The sequence below is a fragment of the Nonomuraea sp. NPDC050394 genome (assembly GCF_044459065.1).
Taxonomy (GTDB): domain Bacteria; phylum Actinomycetota; class Actinomycetes; order Streptosporangiales; family Streptosporangiaceae; genus Nonomuraea.
Genome location: NZ_JBITIO010000023.1, coordinates 87,977 through 104,170 on the forward strand (window position 1 = coordinate 87,977; position 16,194 = coordinate 104,170).

15 protein-coding genes are annotated in these 16,194 nt (G+C 71.0%); 9 read left to right on the forward strand and 6 right to left on the reverse strand.

Features of this window, described 5'->3' with window-relative positions; all coding sequences use genetic code 11:
* Nucleotides 1–6 precede the first annotated feature (6 nt).
* Nucleotides 7–378, reverse strand: a complete 372-nt coding sequence (locus ACIBKY_RS50080; RefSeq protein ID WP_397108891.1) for a winged helix-turn-helix transcriptional regulator — start codon at nt 376–378, stop codon at nt 7–9.
* Between the two features lie 119 nt (nt 379–497).
* Between ACIBKY_RS50080 and ACIBKY_RS50085 the strand changes: the two genes are divergently transcribed.
* Nucleotides 498–1,442: an SMP-30/gluconolactonase/LRE family protein gene (locus ACIBKY_RS50085; RefSeq protein WP_397108893.1), complete on the forward strand. Its 945-nt coding sequence runs from the start codon at nt 498–500 to the stop codon at nt 1,440–1,442.
* Nucleotides 1,443–1,506: 64 nt separating this feature from the next.
* On the opposite strand, the gene ACIBKY_RS50090 is transcribed toward ACIBKY_RS50085, so the two are convergent.
* Both ACIBKY_RS50090 and ACIBKY_RS50095 read right to left on the reverse strand, forming a co-directional pair.
* Nucleotides 1,507–2,445 (reverse strand): hypothetical protein, encoded by a 939-nt coding sequence (locus ACIBKY_RS50090; protein ID WP_397108895.1) that lies wholly within the window; start codon nt 2,443–2,445, stop codon nt 1,507–1,509.
* On the reverse strand, nt 2,442–2,732 hold the full coding sequence (locus ACIBKY_RS50095) for a hypothetical protein (RefSeq protein WP_397108897.1): 291 nt from the start codon (nt 2,730–2,732) through the stop codon (nt 2,442–2,444). Before ACIBKY_RS50095 ends, ACIBKY_RS50090 begins: the two co-directional genes overlap by 4 nt.
* 420 nt (nt 2,733–3,152) lie before the next feature.
* Here ACIBKY_RS50095 and ACIBKY_RS50100 point away from each other — a divergent pair, with 420 nt between their 5' ends.
* The 3 genes from ACIBKY_RS50100 (at nt 3,153) to ACIBKY_RS50110 (ending at nt 7,912) form a co-directional block, all read left to right on the forward strand.
* On the forward strand, nt 3,153–5,933 hold the full coding sequence (locus ACIBKY_RS50100; RefSeq protein ID WP_397108899.1) for a BTAD domain-containing putative transcriptional regulator: 2,781 nt from the start codon (nt 3,153–3,155) through the stop codon (nt 5,931–5,933).
* Nucleotides 5,934–6,290: 357 nt separating this feature from the next.
* Complete coding sequence (locus ACIBKY_RS50105) at nt 6,291–6,884, forward strand: RNA polymerase sigma factor (protein WP_397108901.1); 594 nt, start codon at nt 6,291–6,293, stop codon at nt 6,882–6,884.
* Nucleotides 6,881–7,912: a CU044_5270 family protein gene (locus tag ACIBKY_RS50110; RefSeq protein ID WP_397108903.1), complete on the forward strand. Its 1,032-nt coding sequence runs from the start codon at nt 6,881–6,883 to the stop codon at nt 7,910–7,912. The genes ACIBKY_RS50105 and ACIBKY_RS50110 overlap by 4 nt, the downstream gene beginning before the upstream one ends.
* A gap of 303 nt (nt 7,913–8,215) precedes the next feature.
* Here the strand turns inward: ACIBKY_RS50110 and ACIBKY_RS50115 are convergent, their stop codons facing one another.
* Nucleotides 8,216–8,950, reverse strand: a complete 735-nt coding sequence (locus ACIBKY_RS50115; protein WP_397108905.1) for a DUF998 domain-containing protein — start codon at nt 8,948–8,950, stop codon at nt 8,216–8,218.
* Nucleotides 8,951–9,135: 185 nt separating this feature from the next.
* On the opposite strand from ACIBKY_RS50115, the gene ACIBKY_RS50120 reads away from it, so the two are divergent.
* The gene (locus ACIBKY_RS50120) at nt 9,136–9,729 is read left to right on the forward strand and encodes a TetR/AcrR family transcriptional regulator (protein ID WP_397108907.1); all 594 of its coding nucleotides are present in this window, start codon (nt 9,136–9,138) and stop codon (nt 9,727–9,729) included.
* Nucleotides 9,730–10,059: 330 nt separating this feature from the next.
* On the opposite strand, the gene ACIBKY_RS50125 is transcribed toward ACIBKY_RS50120, so the two are convergent.
* Nucleotides 10,060–10,626, reverse strand: a complete 567-nt coding sequence (locus tag ACIBKY_RS50125; RefSeq protein WP_397108909.1) for a hypothetical protein — start codon at nt 10,624–10,626, stop codon at nt 10,060–10,062.
* A gap of 319 nt (nt 10,627–10,945) precedes the next feature.
* Here ACIBKY_RS50125 and ACIBKY_RS50130 point away from each other — a divergent pair, with 319 nt between their 5' ends.
* From ACIBKY_RS50130 to ACIBKY_RS50140, 3 genes are all read left to right on the forward strand, one after another.
* The gene (locus ACIBKY_RS50130; protein WP_397108911.1) at nt 10,946–11,425 is read left to right on the forward strand and encodes an RNA polymerase sigma factor; all 480 of its coding nucleotides are present in this window, start codon (nt 10,946–10,948) and stop codon (nt 11,423–11,425) included.
* Complete coding sequence (locus tag ACIBKY_RS50135; RefSeq protein ID WP_397108913.1) at nt 11,422–12,363, forward strand: YbgA family protein; 942 nt, start codon at nt 11,422–11,424, stop codon at nt 12,361–12,363. The genes ACIBKY_RS50130 and ACIBKY_RS50135 overlap by 4 nt, the downstream gene beginning before the upstream one ends.
* Before the next feature lie 94 nt (nt 12,364–12,457).
* Complete coding sequence (locus ACIBKY_RS50140; protein ID WP_397108915.1) at nt 12,458–13,927, forward strand: SDR family oxidoreductase; 1,470 nt, start codon at nt 12,458–12,460, stop codon at nt 13,925–13,927.
* Here the strand turns inward: ACIBKY_RS50140 and ACIBKY_RS50145 are convergent.
* Nucleotides 13,908–14,828: a MerR family transcriptional regulator gene (locus tag ACIBKY_RS50145; protein ID WP_397108917.1), complete on the reverse strand. Its 921-nt coding sequence runs from the start codon at nt 14,826–14,828 to the stop codon at nt 13,908–13,910. The genes ACIBKY_RS50140 and ACIBKY_RS50145 overlap by 20 nt on opposite strands.
* A gap of 73 nt (nt 14,829–14,901) precedes the next feature.
* Here ACIBKY_RS50145 and ACIBKY_RS50150 point away from each other — a divergent pair, with 73 nt between their 5' ends.
* Nucleotides 14,902–16,146: a cryptochrome/photolyase family protein gene (locus ACIBKY_RS50150; protein ID WP_397108919.1), complete on the forward strand. Its 1,245-nt coding sequence runs from the start codon at nt 14,902–14,904 to the stop codon at nt 16,144–16,146.
* The last annotated feature ends 48 nt before the right edge of the window (nt 16,147–16,194 follow it).

The following is a 16,194-nucleotide window of genomic DNA, read 5'->3' on the forward strand; positions in this document are numbered from 1 at the left end:
AGATGGCTACATCAGCTGGGCCTGGCCTTCCTGGGCATCCAGTACGGCGTCGCCGTTCTGTTCGGCCCAGCGGCACAGTGCGTCGACCGGCTCCAGCGCCGACTTCCCCAGGCCGGTGAGCGTGTACTCGACCCGTGGCGGCGCCTCGGCGAACGCCTCGCGCCGTACCAGCCCGTGGTGCTGGAGCCTGCGCAGGGTCTGGGTGAGCATTTTCGTGCTGACCCCGCCGATGAGGGCCTTGAGCTCGCCGTGGCGACGCGGGCCGTTGCCGAGGGCGTAGACGACCACGACCGACCATTTGTCGCTGAGGATCTCGACGGCGAGCCGGGCCGGGCAGTCGGCCAGGAAGACGTCACCCGGCCGGTCAAAGGTACTCATGGTGCGTAAGGTACCGAATGGTACCTATCAGATCTTTACCGTGGGTGGGGCAGGCCACGGCGGACACGGACCGGGGCCGCAACCCATCACCTACGCGAAGCTCTCGAGAAAGGCAGCACATGATGCGATCGATCAGGATCCTGGGTGCGCTTCTCGTCACACTCCCACTGGTCAGCACCGTCGGCGGCCCCGCCGGCGCGACAGCGGACCGACGGCCCGCGAAATATCCGACCTCCCTGGCGTTGCCCAACGGCTTCCGGCCCGAAGGCATCGCCATCGGTCCCGGACCATACGCGTTCATCGGCTCCATGGCCGACGGCTCCATCTACCGCGCCGATCTGCGCACCGGACACGGCGAGATCATCAGCCGGGGTTCGGGCAAGCCGGCCCTCGGGATCAAGACCGATGGGCACGGACGGCTGTTCGTCGCCGGTGGCACGGCCGGCGACGCCCGCGTCATCGACACCCGCACCGGCCGGGTACTGGCCTCCTACCGGCTGGCCAAGGGCCCGGCGTTCGTCAACGACGTCGTCCTCACCCGGGACGCCGCGTGGTTCACCGACTCCACCAACCCCGTGCTCTACAAGCTGCCGCTGCGCGGCCAACGACTGCCCGCGAAGGCGGAACGGATCCGGCTCACCGGAGATCTGAAGTACGGCAAGGGCTTCAACGCCAACGGCATCACCCAGACACCGGACGGCCGGGGCCTGCTCGTGGTCCAGTCGAACACCGGCGGGTTGTTCCGCGTCCACCCATCCGGCAAGACCCGCCGGGTGGACCTCAACGGCGAGTCACTGCCGGACGGGGACGGCCTGCTGCTGCGCGGCCGGACCCTGTACGCGGTGGAGAACGGGGTGACGAACAGGCGCAGCCTCCTGACCACGCTGCGCGTGAACGCGGCGGGTACCGAGGGCCGCGTCGTGCGGCGGGTGGGCAGTCCGCGATTCGACATCCCGACGACCGTGGCCGCGTTCAAGTCCCGGCTGTACCTCCCCAACGCGCGCTTCACGACGAAGCCGACGTCGGCCACGCCGTACGACACCGTGGCCATCACCCGCCCCTGACCTGCCACACCCGCACCAACGGGTACGGCCCGCCCGCGCCGCGGCGATCAGAGGCCTCGTGCGCTCAGCAGGACGGTGGCCGGGTGGTGGCGCGGACGGATGCCGGGCTGAACTCGAAGCGGAGCGTGTCGCTCTGGGGCAGCAGCAGGGCGACGCCCGCCGCGCGCGACCAGTCCGCCGGGACCAGCAGATACTGGTCGCCGGAGCGCAGCACAAGCTTCAGGCCGTCGTAACGGAACCGGTAGGCGGTGTCAGGGTCCTCGCAGCGGGTCCGCCGGATACCGGGCACATGCTGAAGGCTCAGGCCATGGGCGCTGTAGACCACCACGGCCGGAGCTCTTGAGAGCTGGGAGACGAACTCGCGGGCCCGGGAACGGCCGACCGCGGCGGAGTAGTCGTTGGCGGCCCAGAAGAGGCTCATGCCGACCAGTACCAGCACGACCGCCAGTTCCAGGACGGTGACCCAGCGCGGGCGGGCGATCCGGGTCAGGCGAGGCGTGTACACCAGAAGCAGCACCCCGGCGGCCAGGCTCAGCGGAGCGATCGCCAGTTGCCTGTTGAAGATCGTTTCGCCGAAGATGCGGGAGACCCCGTTGAGGAGCAACATCAGCCCCGCCGCGACCATCAACGGGACCAGCACCCTGGGGGCGGGGGTGACGCGGATGCCCAGCCGGGTCCGCACCCACCGCAGGACGAGTACGGCCAGCCCCACGCAGGCGGCCGTGACCAGCGGCACGAACAGGCCGTCCACGCTGAGGAACACGTAGTCCTGGGTGGTCAGGCCCAGCAGCGTCGAATCCACGCCGAGGTAGTCGTAGAACCAGAAGGCGCGGGACCAGCCGAAGTAGAAGAAGATCGCGGTGAGCGCGGTGGCGGGAGCCACGACCGCCCCGAGGACTTTGATGATCGGGGAGTCGGTCCCGAGCCAGCTCGCCGCCTCGTCGGCGGCCGGCCGCGGCTGCTTCGCCGCGGCGGGGCCGGTTTCTGGCGAGCCCTCCGTCACTGACCGGCCTCCGACTCCAGAACGTCGGGTGAACGTGGGGCGGGAGGCTTCTCGGGCGCCGGGGACGAGTCGCCGGGGCCGGGGGTTGCCGGCGTCGAGCAGGGCTCCTTGCCGGTGACGATCACGACGGTGGAGCCCTGCCTGACCATGCTCCCCTGCTTGGGTTCCGTCTCCGCGAACTGGCAGGCCGTGAGTGAACCCCTGTCGCGCGCCTCGAACCTCACCTTGACGCACAGGTTGCGCCGGGGACACTGCCGCCGGATGCCGTCCTTGATCAGTTCCGTCATCTGATCCAGGGGGAAGCCATAGTTCTCCGTTTTCGCGGGGATCTCGATCGGAGCTCCGTACGCCTCCGCACCGCCTCCGCCGCCTGTGGGGGCACCGGGCGCCTCGGCCTCCTCGCCTGTGGTGTTCGCGTCACCGGCGGGGCGCTCGGCTTCCCGCCCGACGGGAGCACCACAACCAACCAGCACCAGGCAAACCAGGAGAAGCAGCATGTTCGCGCTCAGTCGTGTCATAGCACCATTGTCCGCTACCATGCGTGACTACCCATAAGCGGCCTGTAGCCATGGTGAGGCCCTGCCGCCGTCTCGGGATCGCGGTAGGTTTCGGGCGGGTTCGGCATGGGAGGTCGGGTGGAAGGCCGCCATTTGCCCGGACGGTAGGGTGATCGTCCATGCCGTGAAGGATGACGGGGGTGGGCGGGCATGGGCGATGAGCTCAGGTTTTCGGTGCTTGGCCCGGTACAGGCCTGGCGTGGTGGCCGGGAGCTGGAGCTCGGCTCGCCGCAGCAGCGCCTGGTGCTGGCCGTACTCCTGCTCGCCGAAGGCAGGGTGGTCGGCGGCGACCAGCTCATGGATGCGCTGTGGGGTCTACAGCGCCCGCGTACCGCGGTCCAGGTGCTGCGCACCTATGTCTCGCGGTTGCGTGCGGTGCTGCCGGCCGATGCCGTGGTGTCCGTTGGCGATGGTTACGCGTTGCGGGCGGGCACGTGCGATGTCGCCGAGCTGCGGACGCTGTACGGCGAAGGCCGCTACGCCGAGGCGCTGGCCCTGTGGCGGGGCGAGCCCCTGGCCGGACTCGGCGGCGACTACGCCGAAGCCCAGCGCGCCCGCCTGACCGAGCAACGGCTGGCCGCCCTCGAACACCGCCTCGGCCAGGACCTCGACGAAGGCAGGCACGCCGAGGTGGTCGTCGAACTGAGCACCCTGTGCGCCGAGTACCCGACCAGGGAACGCCTGCGCGGCCTGCTCATGCTGGCCCTCTACCGCGCCGGGCGGCAGGCCGAGGCCATCGGCGTCTACACCGGCACCCGCGAGCTGCTGGCCGACGAGCTCGGCGTGGACCCCTCCCCAGAGCTGACCGAGCTCTACCGGCAGATCATCAGCGCCGACCCGGCTCTCGGCCGGGCGCCCGCCCGGCCGAGAGCCGCCGCCGCGCCGGCCGCCCCACACGTTCCGCGGCAGTTGCCCGCCGACGTGGCCGACTTCACCGGCCGCGAGAGCGAGGTGGAGGCGCTGGTGGAGGCACTGCGCCCCGGGGAGAGCTCGGCGCTGGTGGTCGCCGCGGTGGCGGGTACGGGCGGGGTGGGCAAGACCACGCTGACCGTGCACGTGGCCCACCGGCTGGCCGGGGACTACCCGGACGGGCAGTTGTTCGTGGATCTGCGCGGCTCGGGCGCCCAGCCGCTGGAACCCGATCTGGTGCTCGGTTCGTTTCTGCGCGCGCTGGGCCTGGAGGAGGCGCCGGAGGAGCCGGCCGAGCGGGCGGCGCTGTATCGCTCGATGCTCGCCGGCCGGCGGATGCTCGTGGTGCTCGACAACGCGGCCGGTGTGGCTCAGGTGCGGCCGTTGCTGCCCGGCTCGGCCACCTGCGGCGTGCTGGTGACCAGCCGGGCCCGGCTGATCGGGCTGACCGGCGCACGCCAGGTGGACCTGGAGGTGCTCGGACCGGTGGCCGCGTCGCGGCTGTTCACCAGGATCGTGGGCGAGCAGCGGGTGAGCGCCGAGCGGGGCGCGGCGATGGATCTGGTCGCTGCCTGCGGGTTCTTGCCGCTGGCGATCAGGATCGCGGCCGCCCGGCTGGCCGCCCGGCCCGGCTGGAGCGTGGCCGGCATGCGCGACCGGCTCTCCGACGAGCGGCGCAGGCTGTCGGAGCTGCGCGCCGGCGATCTGGCGATCGAGGCCACGTTCGCGCTGGGCTATGAGCAGCTCGACGAGGCGCACGCGCGGGCCTTTCGGCTGCTGGCCGTACCGGATATGGCGGACGTGCCGCTGCGTGCCGCGGCCGCGCTGCTGGATCTGCCCGAGCTGGAGGCGGAGGCGATCTGCGAGGCGCTGGTCGACGTCAGCATGCTCGAGTCGCTCTCGCCCGGCCGCTACCGCTTCCACGATCTGCTGCGCGTGTTCGCCAGGAGCCGGGTCGATCCCGCCGCCGGCGCGGCTCTCGACCGGCTGCTCGATTACTCCGCCGCCGCCGTCGCCAACCGCTTCCGCTCGCTGTTCCCCGGCGACCTGCGCGCCGACCTGCTGCCCACCGGCGAGTGCCCGGACGCCTTCGACCCCGGCGAGACCGACGCCCTGCTGTCAGTGGTACGGCAGGCCGCCACGCGCGACCACGCCGACCGCTACCGGCTGGCCTGGATCGTGGACATGCTGACGGACGTCGCCCCGGAGTCGGTGGCCTTCCGGCACACCCTCGACCTCCTGGTCGCGCGGGCCGGAGACGAACCGCGGGCCGAGGGCCTGGCCCGCTACCTGCGTTCGGCCCTGTCGTCGGCCGACCGCGAGACCCGCCGGTCCGACGCCCTGGCGGCCATCGATCTGGCCCGGGGCGACCAGTACGTGACGGCCGTCGCCACCGCCTCCCTCGGCGTCCAGGCCTACGACGACGGCGACTACCAGGCCTCGGTCGAGCTCATCAGGCGGGGCGTGGACATCTTCTCGCGCAGCGGCGACAGGGGCGCCGAGGCTCTCTGGCTCGGCCTGCTGGCCCGCTCACTCGCCGCGGCGGACGAGCCCGGCCAGGCCGTGGAGGCGGCCCGATCGGCCTACCGCGTCCACGCCGAACTCGGCGGCGGCACCCCGCGGCACCCGTGGGCGCCCTACCAGCTCGCGTTCACGCTGCAGGCCGTGGGCTCGCTCGACGAGGCGTTGCGCATGTTCGAGACCGCGGTCACGGGTTTCCGTGAGATCGGCGAGCTCGACTGGATCGGCACGGCCACCACCCGCATGGCCGGCATCCACCTCACCCTGGGCGATCACGCCGGCGCCCTCGAACTCGCCGAGCAGGGCCTGGCCGCGCTGCGGGAAGTCGACGACGAGCACTGGCAGGGCAAGGCCCTGATGATCCTCGGCCAGTCCCTCACCGCCACCGGCCGTCAGGAACACGGTCACGCCTGCTACACCGAAGCACTGGAGATCTTCGACCGCCTCTCCCTGCCGGAGGCCGAAGAAGCGCGCACGCTGCTGGCCGCGGTGAACGCATAGCTTCGTGTACCAGGACACCGGCCTGCGATGCCGGGTGAGCCGTTCGCGCCTGGCCACGTCCGGCGGGTGTTACCGGGCGTGGGTCACCTTGTTGTTGATCGCCAACCGGGCAGCCCCTGAGCCGGTGGCCGGCAGGCCTCTTCGCTGCCGGTGCGCTCGCGGCGGCACCTTGGCGTTGCCGGGCGGGACCGCGCCGCGATCTCCGGACCGTGCGGATCCCGCGGAAGGCAGGTCAACCGAGCTGCGTGGCGAGGCCGGACCCGGAACCCTCTCCGTGGGATCCGGTGAAGCCCTACGGCCGGCCAATGCATCGCGCCATGGGCGGAACCGGCCCCCGGCACCGGACACAAGAGGAATGTGACCAGCAACAGCGATGCCGAGTTGTGGGCGTTGGCGCTCGCCGGCGATGAGCATGCCTTCGGCGACCTCTTTGACCGGCACAGCCGCGCTGTCTACAACTACTGCTTCCGCCGGACGGCCGACTGGTCGGTGGCCGAGGAGCTGACCTCGGTGGTCTTCCTTGAGACCTGGCGGCGCCGTACGCAGGTCCGCATGGAGGGCGGCTCGTTGCTCGCCTGGCTCTACGGCGTGGCGACCAACTGCCTGCGCAACCACCGGCGCGCGCTGAGACGGCATGGCGACGCCCTTGCCCGCCTGCCCAAGCCCGTCCCGGCGTACGAGGTCGCCGACCTCGTGGTGGAACGCGTTGACGACCAGCGGCGCATGCGCGAAATCCTCGACCACATCCAGACACTTCCGCGCCGCGACCAGGAACTGCTCGCGCTCTGCGTCTGGGAGGAACTCTCCTACGCCGAAGCCGCCGCCGCGCTGAACATCCCGATCGGGACCGTCCGCTCCCGCCTCAGCCGCCTCCGGGCGAAGCTCCTGGAACCCCCGCCACCGACCGGCCACAAAGGGAGAGAAAAACCTTTCAGGGAGGAACTTTCATGAACATCCCGACACGGCGGGACCTGCCTGGCCACGAGACCAGGAAGCAGCATCTGATGTCCGAACTGTCCACCATTCACCGCACGCCGCCTCGCCGCAGGCTCCTCTTCAGTGCCCTCGTCGCCTCCGCCCTGGCCGCAGGCGCAGCCGTCGCGCTGACCATTCCCGGTCTCCACGGCGAGACCGTCGAGCGCCACGGACTTGTGCCCGACACGTCCGTGGCGCTCGACGGGGCCCCCGCGGTGCTCGTCAAGGCGTCCCGGTACGCGGCGAGCGAGCCTGAACTGAAGCCGGCGCGAGGCCAGTTCGTGTACGTCGAGGCGAAGAGCGCCCAGAGCGAGATTCTCGATGAACGCGGCCAGGGTCAGCCCATCGGAGCCTCCCACCGGCACGTCTGGCTCTCGGCGTTCGGCGGTGAGGCCGGGCTGGTACGTGAGGAGGGCGGCCAAGGAAACGGCACGTGGCTGTGCCACAAGAACGACGGGGCCGCGCCGTCGATCGCGCCGATCGAGGACGAGATCGACCTCGCCAAGCCGCCGACAGGCTGCGAGGACGCACCCGCGTACCGTATCGACCTGCCCACGGACGTCAAGGCGATGAAGGACTGGCTCTACCGCAACAGCCACGGCGGCAACCCGCCCGACGTTCAGGCCTTCGTCACACTGGGGGACACGATCCGCGAGGCCTACGTCGGCCCCAAGGCGCTCGCCGCGATGTTCAAGGCCGCCGCGGAGATCCCCGGCACCAAGGTGTACGACAACGTGACGGACTCCGCCGGGCGTCCCGGAATCGCCGTCGGCCAGACGTTCCGCGGCATCCGCCACGACCTCATCTTCGACCCGAAGACCTTCAAGTACCTCGGCGAACGACAGGTCGTCGACTACGACACCTCTTTCCGCCCCTCCGGCGGCACATCTGGTGAGGAGACCCCTTCTGCGGAGATGAAGAAGAACATGCCCGAAGGCAAGGTCCTCTACATGTCCGCCACACTCAGGGTCGCGGTCGTCGACGAGGTCGGCCGGCTTCCTTAGCTTCCTGCCCGTCTTCTCGCCCGGCCCGCCCGCCTGATCCGCCGAACGAGACCGGGTACTCAAGGTCGTGGACCGAGGCGGGGCAGTACACCAGAAGTGACTGCGCCCAACGTCGCGATCGGCCAGCCTGTACGGCCCCGCCTGCCGCGACCGGGAGCGAGGCGGCGAGGGCGGTCAGGTCGGCGATGAAGATCTTCAGGACCGGGCCGTGTACGGCGAGGGTCCTGCGGGTGCCGGCACCGCCCACCGCGGGCACCCCGGGTGCGCGTCCGCCTCCAGGTCGAGGCCGCGCTCGCACTTGTATCAGTGGCTTCGTCCGGGCCGGGAGGGTGTGCCGCTGATGTGTTCCGGGGTGTTGCGGTTCCAGATGGACGCTCCCGCGCAGATGAGGCCGATCAGCAGCGGGTAGACGGCGCAGCGTTCCACGAGGCCGATGAGGACGTTGGTCCCTGAGCCGGCGAGGGCGAGGAAGCCCACCAGGGCCACGAGTCCGATCGCGCCGAGGACGACCATGGCCTTGCCGGTCTTCTGAGCGATGGCGACGTGTCGGTGCAGCCATCCCAGCATGATGATGAGCACGTTGCCGCCCACGATCCCCGCGAAGGCGCCCAGTGCGTGATAGTCGATGGCCGCGTTGTCGGCTGTTTCGCCGGAGCCGGGGAAGAAGGCCAGCAGGATGCCACCGGCAGCCAGCAGGGTCGCCGGTGCGAGCACTGCCCAGCGGCGCCGGCCCCGCAGTCCCCTGAGCATGGCGGTACCGGCGAACAGGGTGATTCCGAAGAGGAAGAAGCCGGTGTTCATCACCCACGCGAGTGGCGAGTACATGAACTGCCCGAACGCCTCGGACGGGCCGTGAACGCCGAGGTTGCTGATGTAGTGGTGGGTGTAGCTGTAGGGGGGATTCGTCCATGCCGCGGCGGCGACGAATTCGGCGAGGAAGAAGATCGCTCCTCCGGCGATGAGTACGGCGCCGGCGGTGCGACGTTGCGCCATCCGATGACCGCCTGGGGTGAGCGTCTCGGTCTTCAGGTCGTTCACGGTTGCCTTCTTTCGGTGACTCGCAAGTGATGTCCGCGGCCTTTCCGTTCCGGATCCGTCGCCTGATCGCTTCAGTCGCCGTCCGGATGTCCCGGGCACCTGGTGGCTGGTATCAGTTCATTACTGTATCGATACCAGTTTCGGTGTCAAGCCAACTATTGGCTGGATCCAGTACGATGGCGGGCATGAGCGATGTGCACCAAGCGGGGCGGCGGGAGCGCAAGAAGGCCGCGACCCGGGCGTTGATCGTGGAAGCCGCGCACGAGCTGTTCCTCGAGCGTGGTTTCGACGCTGTGAGCGTGCGCGAGATCGCCGACAAGGCCGACGTGTCGCCGACCACCGTCTTCGCGCACTTCCCGCAGAAAGAGGCCCTCGCGTTCGGCGACGAGGACGAGCGGCACGAGCAGCTCGTGGCCGCGATACGTGACCGATCGCCGGGGACCTCGATCTCCGCCGCGCTGAAGGCGCACTACCTCGCCGAGATCGCCGGGTTCGGGTCCGGACCCCAAAGTCAGATGCTCGCTCTGATGGAACAGACACCCGCCCTCGTCGAGTACGCCGAACGCATGTGGTTCCGCCACGAAGACGCCCTGATCGCAGCGATCACCGCAGACTTCGGGCTCACCGAACCGAGCGACGAGATCCGCTTCTACGTCCGGTTCGCCCTCCAGATACAACTCAACGCCACCCGCGACGCCGATCCGGAATCGACCATCGATGCAGGGTTTCGGCTCCTCGATGAGGGCTGGTCGCATTACCAGGACGAAGCCACGACCTGATTTCGGGCGGTGCTTCCGGCATTCGCCGTCGCCCTGCCACAGATGGAGCCGCCGGCGCCGTCTCACCGACACGACTCGGAGGATAGGGAACCTCTGAAGGTCGCTTCTCGTGTGGCCGTGCTCGACGGAGTTCCCGATGGAGCCTCTGCCATGGTTGCCGAGGAGTGAGGGTCGGAGCCGCGAGTGGAGTTCCCGTTGGCGAGCACTGAATCTTGGGGCTGCGACGAGGCCGGGCGTGAGGTACCAGGCATGATCGCTGAGATGGCCGGTTCGGACCGGGTGCCGCCAAGCGCGCGGGCCGGGCCGGCCGCCCCGCGCGCTCCCGCGGCGTCAGTCGTTGACCCGGGGTGACCAGGCGCCGTCGCCGTCGGGGTAGAACCGGGTGGTCACCACGTTCCACCAGCCCCAGCGACCCCGGGTGGACTGGTACTGCGTGGCCTTGTAGCCGCCGCCGAAGGCGGTGTTGACGACCGGGCCGCCCAGGCAGGTGCCGACCGCGCCGCCCGATTCGGCGGTGGCCGTACACGTGAAGCGGAAGCCGCGGCCGTCGAGCACGTCCAGCCAGTCGGTGTTGGGGCCGAAGTCATTGGTGAAGGGGCTGTAGAGCCCGAAACGGGCTTTGCCGCCGGAGATCATGCTGCACTGCGCGACCGGGCCGAAACCGGTGGACAGCGAGGGCCGCTGGCAGTTGATCCAGCCTTGGTCGCTTTGGACGGCCACCATCCGGATGTCTCCTGGAGCGAGCGCGGCGGCGCCCGCGGGCGGCGGGCCCGCCTGGTCGACCAGCGGGAAGGTGGCCTCGACGGTGGGGTCGGCGTGCGCTGCGACGGGGGTGAGCGCCAGCGCGAGAAGCGGTACGGCGAGCAGGGCGAGAGCCTGTAAGGAGCGACGTGCCATGAGCGTGCCTTCCTTGTCCGGGTCTTCGAACCGTGCGCCCTCACCATCCCCTGGAGCTCCAGGCCCGACAAGACCCAAACTGGATTCTGAATCCAATAAGCCCCTGGGCGAAAGTGACAAGTGAGGAGATCGCGCCAAAGGGGACGATCCCCGGCCGCCTCAGGCGCCACGCGAGCCTGGTGCGCTGGGGTGGGCCGAGGAAGGCGGCGATGTCGGCGACGCAAAGGCCCGGTCCCGAGGAATCTTCTGCGGCTTGGTTGTAGGCCGACGGCCGTCGGGGTTGAATAACTTTTGAATAGGTTATCTTTCGGGAGGCGCCATGGAAGCGATCAACGAATGCTTCCGCACCCACGCGTGGCTGGTCCGGTCCTACCTGCGCCGGCTGATCCCGTGGCAGGAGGTCGACGACGTCTCGCAGGTGGTCTTCGCCGAGGTGTGGCGATCGAGAGAGCGCTATGACCCGGACCGGAGCCTGGAGACGTGGCTGCTGAGCATCGCCCATCGGCGAGCTGTCGACCATCTGCGGGTACGGCGCCTGAGCACGGTCTCGCTCGACCTGGTGGCGGATCCGCCGGGGCGGGACGGGCGCGTCGACATCGAGCGGCTGGCCGACCGTGACCGGGTCCGGCGGGCGCTGGCCGTCCTGCCCGATCCGCAGCGTGAGGCCATCGAGCTGGCGTACTACGGCGAGCTCAGCCAGCGCGAGATCGCCGAACGCCTGCACGTGCCGCTCGGCACGGTCAAGGCCAGGACCGCGCGTGGACTGCACCGCCTGCACACACTCCTGGTGGCGGCATGACCCGGCCGGTGATCGCCGTCTCCAGCTGCCTGCTCGGCGAGCCGGTCCGGTTCAACGGCGGCCACAGCCGCGACCGGTTCCTCACCGGGCTGCTGGCGCCGTTCGTAGACTGGATGCCGATCTGCCCGGAGATGGAGCTGGGGCTGGGCGCGCCGCGCGACACCCTGCGCCTGGAGAACGAGTCCGCCGGGCCGCGCCTGAAGGTGCGCAGAACCGGCAGGGACCTCACCGACCGGATGGCCGCCCTGGCCGGGCGCCGCGCCGCCGTCCTCGACGTCGACGGGTACGTGTTCAAGGCCAAGAGCCCGACCTGCGGGATCCACGGGGTGGCGCTCTACCCCCCGGACGGCCCGCCGATCGACCGCCGCCATCGGGGCCTGTTCGCCGACACCATCCTGCGCGCGCATCCGCTGCTTCCGGTGGAGGACGAAGGGCGGCTGAACGACGCGCTTCTCAGGGAGTCCTTCGTCGAGCGGGTCTTCGCGCACGCGCGGCTGCGCGAGCTCCTGGCCGGCGACTGGCGCCCGAGGGACCTGGTGGCCTTCCACTCCCGGCACAAGATGCAGATCCTCGCCCATGACCCCGCCGGATACCGGCAGGCGGGCCGGATCGTGGCCGGTGCGGGCCGCGGCGCGCGCGAGGAACTGGCTCACGCCTACGCAGACGCCTTCCGCCGGTCACTGGCGAGAAGGGCGACCCCGGGCAGGACCGTCAACGTCCTGCATCACTGCCTGGGCATGCTCTCCCTGGACAAGACCCGGCGCGACGACCTCCTCGCGGTCATCGACTCCTACCGGGCGGGCCTGGTGCCGCTCAGCGTGCCCGCCACGTTGCTGCGCCACCACGCGCGCGGGCAGGACGCCGGATACGTACGCGATCAAAGCTACTTCTCCCCTTATCCCGACACGCTGCGGCTACGCAACCACGTGCCCGCCTGATCAGCCCGCCATGACGGATGCTGGAACCGGCCGCCGGGGACGCCGGATGAGACACCGCTCCTGGCGGGCTTGTCGCGAAGAAGGGCAGTGAATCATGGCGCTTTGCCTGGTGACCGGGGCGAGCGGTTACATCGGCGGGCGGCTCGTGCCCAGCCTGCTGGCCGCCGGCCACCGGGTACGCTGCATGGTCCGCTCACCCGCGCGGCTCCGTGATCTGCCGTGGGCCGCCCAGACCGAGATCGTCGCCGCCGACGCGCTCGACGCCGGCGGCACGCGGGCGGCGCTGGAGGGCGTGGAGGTGGCCTACTACCTGATCCACACCATGGGCGGAGGACGGGACTTCGCCGCCGCCGACCGCCGGGCCGCGCAGACCTTCGCCGAGGCGGCCAAGGCCGCGGGCGTGGGCAGGATCGTCTATCTGGGCGGGCTGGCGACCGACGAGAACCTGTCGCCGCACCTGCGCTCGCGCGCCGAGGTGGAGCGTGTCCTGCTCGACGGCGCGGTGCCCGCCGTCGTGCTGCGCGCGGGCGTGATCATCGGCTCGGGTTCCGCCTCGTTCGAGATGCTCAGGCATCTCACCGAACGGCTGCCGCTGATGACGACCCCGCGATGGGTGAACTCCCGGACCCAGCCCATCGCCGTCCGCGACGTGCTCCGCTACCTGACCGCCTGGGCCTCGGTGCCGGGCGAGGTCGACCGCGCCTTCGACATCGGCGGCCCGGACGTGCTCACCTACGCCGACATGATGCGCGGCTACGCCGCCACGGCCGGCCTGCCGCCCCGGCTGATCATTCCGGTGCCGCTGCTGAGCCCCTGGCTGTCCAGCCTCTGGGTCGGGCTGGTGACCCCCGTCCCCGCCGCCATCGCCCGGCCTCTGGTGGAGTCGCTGCGCAACGAGACCGTCTGCCGGGAGCACGACATCGCCCGATACGTCCCCGACCCTGCGGACAACCTGATCGGCTTCCGCCACGCGTGCGAGCTGGCACTCAAGAAGATCAAGGAAGCCGACGTCGACACCCGCTGGTCCTCGGCCTCCACCCCCGGTGCGCCCAGCGACCCGCTGCCCACCGATCCCGGCTGGGCCGGCGGCAGCCTCTACATCGACCACCGCACCCGGAGTACCGACGTCGCGCCCGAGGCGCTGTGGCGGGTGATCGAGGCGATCGGCGGCGAGAACGGCTGGTACTCCCTGCCCGTCGCCTGGCGCCTGCGCGGCGCCCTCGACCGCGTCATGGGCGGCGTGGGCCTGCGACGCGGCCGCCGCCACCCGCACCTGCTGCGGGTCGGTGACACCATCGACTTCTGGCGCGTGGAGGAGATCGAGCCCGGCCGGCTCCTGCGCCTGCGCGCCGAGATGCGGCTGCCCGGCCTGGCCTGGCTCGAGCTCGGGGTCCACACCCGGGACGGGCGGACGGTCTACGAACAGCGCGCGCTGTTCCACCCGCACGGGCTGGCCGGACACGTGTACTGGCGGGCGCTCGCGCCGTTCCACCGGCTCATCTTCGGCAGAATGCCCCGCAACGTGATCGCCGCCGCGGCGCCGATCACGTCAGCGCGGCGGTGATCGCCCGCACGGCCTCCTCCAGCGAACCGACCCGCACGGCCGCGCGCGGCAACCCGCCCCGCCAGCCCGGCCCTCCCACCATGAGCCGGTACGGCGGGCGCAGCGCGGGCAGCGCGCCCAGCGGCTCCGGATCCCCGGTCGCCCGCTGCTGCGACCACACGAACACCACCCCCGGCGACAGCGCCCGCATCGCGCCGGCCAGCGCGGCCGGCGGCGTACGGGCGCCCAGCACGCGGCTTTCCACCCGGCAGCGCGTCGCCAGCGCCGCGGCCAGCGCGTAGACGGGCAGGCTGTGCTGCTCGTCCTCGGCACACGCCAGCAGCGCCGGACGGACGTTGACGGGCGCGGCCGGCCGGGCGATCAGTGGATGCAGGGCCGCCATCACCCGGTCGGAGAACACGTGCTCGACCTCGATCCCCGCCCCCGTGCGCTCCTGGCCCCTGCTGATCGTCGCGAAGACCGGCAGGACGAGCCGCTGCCACGTCCACGCCACGCCGTACCTGCTCAGTGCTGCCGACAGGCCCTCGTCGAGCGTGCGGCCATCCAGCACCGCGGCCGCCCGCGCCAGCATGTCCGCCGACGGCACCGCCGCCTCCGGCGGCCGGGGCGACGGCGGCCGCGGAGCTTCGGCCACCGCCGGCGCCTGGTCCAGCCGGATACCCAGGGCCTCGCGCGCGGCGTCCGCGGGCGCGACCCCCTGGTGGATCAGCCGGGCCATCTCCCCCAACCGGCGCAGATCCGCCTGGTCGTAGCGGCGATGGCCGCCCGGGCTGCGCCGGCTCGGGCCGATGCCGTAGCGCAGGTTCCAGGTGCGCAACGTGGGAGCGGGCACGCCAAGCCGCCTGGCCACGGCTCCTATGCCGTATCCCGGCTCCTCGGCAGGCGCGTTCTCCGTCGACATCGTCCATCATTCTTTCGGACGCCGGCCCCCCGCGGTTGCAACCGGCACCGTGGCGCTCACGAACACCCTGGTGATGGATACTGTGATCGTCCTGTTCAACCGGGACCTGCGTCTGCACGACCACCCCGCGCTCAGCTCCGCCTGCGAGCGCGCCCGCACGGTGGTTCCGCTGTTCGTGCTCGATCCCGCCGTGCCCGCGGGCCGCCGCACGAGCTTCCTGCTCGACAGCCTCACCGACCTGCGCGACCACCTGCGCGCCAAGGGCGCCGACCTGTTCGTACGGCACGGCGACACCGTGGCCGAAACCGTGCGCCTGGCCCGGGAGGTCGCCGCGGAAGCGGTCTTCACCTCCGCCGACGTCAGCGCCCTGGCCCGCCGCAGAGAGCAGCGGCTGGCGGCCGAGCGGATCGGCCTGCGCCTGTTTCCCGGCGTGACCGTCGTCCCGCCCGGCCTGCTGCGGCCCGCCGGAGGCGACCACTACCGGATCTTCACCCCCTACTGGCGGGCCTGGACCCAAGCCGGACGGCGAGCGCTCGCGCCGGTCCCGGCCACGATCACCGTCCCGGCCGATCTGGAGCCGGGAAAGATCCCGCACGCGCCACGCTGGGGCGCGATGCCCGGCGGCGAGGCCCATGCCCGCGCCCGCATGCGTACCTGGATCGGCGCGCATCTCGACGACTACTCCGACAGGCACGACGACCTCGCCGGGGACCGTACCTCCAAGCTGAGCCCCTACCTGCGCTTCGGCTGCCTGTCACCCCTGGAACTGGCCGGGCACGGCAACGAGCCCTTCACCAGGCAGCTGTGCTGGCGCGACTTCCACCACCAGGTCACCTTCGCCTTCCCGGACATCGCGCGCGACGACTACCGTCCGCGCGGGCACGACTGGCGCGACGACGAGGAGGCGCTGCAGGCGTGGAAGGCCGGGCAGACCGGCCTGCCGATCGTGGACGCCGGCATGCGCCAGCTCCTCGCCGAGGGGTGGATGCACAACCGCGCCCGCATGATCACCGCCTCCTACCTCGTCAAGCACCTGCGCGTCGACTGGCGGGCGGGCGCCGCCCACTTCTTCGACCTGCTGCTCGACGGCGAGGTGGCCAACAACTCCGGCAACTGGCAGTGGATCGCCGGCACCGGCAACGACACCCGGCCCAACCGCACGTTCAACCCGATCCGGCAGGCCAGGCGCTTCGACCCCGACGGCGCGTACGTGCGCCGCCACGTCCCCGAACTGGCCGACGTCCCCGCCCGGCTGATCCACGAGCCCTGGCTCGCCCCCCGGCCGATCCCCGGCTACCCGCCGCCGGTCGCTCTGTGACGCCGGACCGCGACAGGTGTGCCCCCGACGCCCTTCGCCCTGTACGTG

Bases quoted from the DNA above. Each gene is read 5' to 3' on its own strand.
- ACIBKY_RS50080 (WP_397108891.1), bottom strand. From the start codon at position 378: ATGAGTACCTTTGACCGGCCGGGTGACGTCTTCCTGGCCGACTGCCCG.
- ACIBKY_RS50085 (WP_397108893.1), top strand. From the start codon at position 498: ATGATGCGATCGATCAGGATCCTGGGTGCGCTTCTCGTCACACTCCCA.
- ACIBKY_RS50095 (WP_397108897.1), bottom strand. From the start codon at position 2,732: ATGACGGAACTGATCAAGGACGGCATCCGGCGGCAGTGTCCCCGGCGC.
- ACIBKY_RS50100 (WP_397108899.1), top strand. From the start codon at position 3,153: ATGGGCGATGAGCTCAGGTTTTCGGTGCTTGGCCCGGTACAGGCCTGG.
- ACIBKY_RS50110 (WP_397108903.1), top strand. From the start codon at position 6,881: ATGAACATCCCGACACGGCGGGACCTGCCTGGCCACGAGACCAGGAAG.
- ACIBKY_RS50120 (WP_397108907.1), top strand. From the start codon at position 9,136: ATGAGCGATGTGCACCAAGCGGGGCGGCGGGAGCGCAAGAAGGCCGCG.
- ACIBKY_RS50125 (WP_397108909.1), bottom strand. From the start codon at position 10,626: ATGGCACGTCGCTCCTTACAGGCTCTCGCCCTGCTCGCCGTACCGCTT.
- ACIBKY_RS50130 (WP_397108911.1), top strand. From the start codon at position 10,946: ATGGAAGCGATCAACGAATGCTTCCGCACCCACGCGTGGCTGGTCCGG.
- ACIBKY_RS50135 (WP_397108913.1), top strand. From the start codon at position 11,422: ATGACCCGGCCGGTGATCGCCGTCTCCAGCTGCCTGCTCGGCGAGCCG.
- ACIBKY_RS50140 (WP_397108915.1), top strand. From the start codon at position 12,458: ATGGCGCTTTGCCTGGTGACCGGGGCGAGCGGTTACATCGGCGGGCGG.
- ACIBKY_RS50145 (WP_397108917.1), bottom strand. From the start codon at position 14,828: ATGTCGACGGAGAACGCGCCTGCCGAGGAGCCGGGATACGGCATAGGA.
- ACIBKY_RS50150 (WP_397108919.1), top strand. From the start codon at position 14,902: ATGGATACTGTGATCGTCCTGTTCAACCGGGACCTGCGTCTGCACGAC.